At 59.7% G+C, this 340-nt stretch carries 1 protein-coding gene; it reads left to right on the top strand.

The features are described 5' to 3' along the window. A partial coding sequence (locus ACF8O8_RS25450) for a transposase (RefSeq protein WP_392510681.1) occupies positions 1-340 on the top strand: 340 nt, incomplete at both ends.

Below are 340 nucleotides of genomic sequence, written 5' to 3'. Positions count from 1 at the left end.
ACGACCGTGGCCGTCTTGATGGAGTGCGGTCCAGGTGCGCAAGCCTGGGCCAGGCTGCTGCAGGCCAAAGGTAATCCGGTTCGCATCCTGCCGGCGCAACGTGTCGCCGAACATCGCAGCGGTGCAAAGAACGATCGTAACGACTGCTATGCCATTTTGCGTGCCGGTCGCGATACGAGCATCGCTTCGATACCGATCAAGAGCACCACAGCACTGGCTATTCAAGCGCTGCACCGTATCCGGCGCGGTAACATCAAGCGACATACCGCGCTGGGTAATCAGATCCGTGGTTTGCTACTTGAGCATGGCGTATCCATGCCCCAGGGCGATGCCGCGATCA

The sequence above is a fragment of the Pseudomonas sp. TYF_14 genome, assembly GCF_043105275.1.
In the GTDB taxonomy this organism is placed as follows: Bacteria; Pseudomonadota; Gammaproteobacteria; order Pseudomonadales; family Pseudomonadaceae; genus Aquipseudomonas; species Aquipseudomonas alloputida.
Note: the sequence above shows the minus strand (reverse complement) of the source record. Positions and strands in the feature narration are given on the sequence as shown.